This window comes from Flavobacterium rakeshii (genome assembly GCF_009741375.1).
In the GTDB taxonomy this organism is placed as follows: domain Bacteria; phylum Bacteroidota; class Bacteroidia; order Flavobacteriales; family Flavobacteriaceae; genus Flavobacterium; species Flavobacterium rakeshii.
This window is the reverse complement of the sequence record NZ_WOWP01000032.1, coordinates 1-1,353: the sequence shown is the minus strand read 5'-3', so window position 1 is coordinate 1,353 and position 1,353 is coordinate 1. Positions and strand designations below refer to the sequence as shown.

General features: G+C 30.0%; 2 protein-coding genes. One reads left to right on the top strand and one right to left on the bottom strand.

The window, feature by feature from the left end; genetic code table 11:
• A partial coding sequence (locus tag GN157_RS09405; protein ID WP_197429427.1) for a restriction endonuclease subunit S occupies positions 1-663 on the top strand: 663 nt, incomplete at its 5' end.
• 3 nt (positions 664-666) lie between these two features.
• Here the strand turns inward: GN157_RS09405 and GN157_RS09400 are convergent.
• On the bottom strand, positions 667-1,353 hold a 687-nt coding region (locus tag GN157_RS09400), incomplete at its 5' end, for a restriction endonuclease subunit S (protein WP_231749109.1).

Sequence of the window (1,353 nt, the reverse complement as noted above, 5' to 3'; positions counted from 1 at the left end):
AGAATTCAAACCCAAAACAAAATAATTGAGGGCTTAAAAGTTCAAATGTTGGGGTTGCAAGAGAAGATATTCAGACGAAAAATTAAGATGAAAGATGAGTACGGGAATGAATTCCCTGAATGGGAATTTAAAAATGGTGGAGACTTGTTTTATAATGCCACAAATAAAAATCACAATTCAGATTTACCAATTCTTGCAATTACTCAAGACCACGGCGCTATCCCAAGAGATTCAATTGATTATCAAATTTCAGTAACTGATAAGAGTGTTGAGAGTTATAAAGTTGTAGAAATTGGAGATTTTATTATTAGTTTGAGAAGTTTTCAGGGAGGAATAGAATATTCTAACTACAGAGGTATATGTAGTCCAGCCTATATAATCCTAAAAAATAAGTGTGAGATTGAAAAACTCTTTTACAAATATTATTTCAAGACAGTAGATTATATCAAGCTACTGAATAAAAAACTTGAAGGTATAAGAGATGGAAAAATGATTAGCTATGCTTATTTTTCAGAAATTCCCTTGCCTTATCCGAACTTAAAACAACAAATTGAAATAGCTAGTGTATTACACACTTTTGAAGAAAAAATAGAGATAGAAATAAGAATTCTAAAAGGATATAGTCGTCAAAAGCAGTACCTTTTGCAACAAATGTTTGTATAGAATTTATACAAACATTTGTTGTAGTAGATATTTCCTTTGCGCGTCCAGTTGCTCTAAAATCTTTTTTTCGATTTGGACTTTTTGGTCGATTTTAGATAAAAAGGTAGATATTCGTTTTTGCTCTTGTATAGAGGGTAGATTTACATCTATATCAAAAAAATCTAGAACGCCCACATTTAAAAGACCGTGATTCCGAGCACCTTCCTGTGCAATTTTTTCAAGTTCATTATTTTGAATTTGTGATTCAAAATAATGTTCCATGAAATCTTTGTTAGCCTTTTCATAAAAACGAAAACATATGTAAAGTGTAGATACAACCCCCTCATTATGCCTATTTAATCGTTTTATAGCTCCCATCGGATATCCAGTTGAATAACTTTTATTATATGCAAAATCACCGTTTTTTAGCAAGTAGTAACCTTCAACATTTTTAGCAGAAACAGATTTATTAAAAAACTCAAGTTGACTGATTAAACCATGTTGTGCCGATATAGTCAGAACATTTTGATTATTATTAGAGTTCTTACTAACAATCCTTTCAGCAATATCTTTTAACTTATATATTTCCCAGCTAGGATAAGGATTTCCATCCTTATCTTTAAAACTAATTTTCTGTTTAAATATCATTTCTCTTAAATTTTGAATTAAGGATTGATAATGTTGTAGTATTTTGTTTTGGGTTTGAATTCT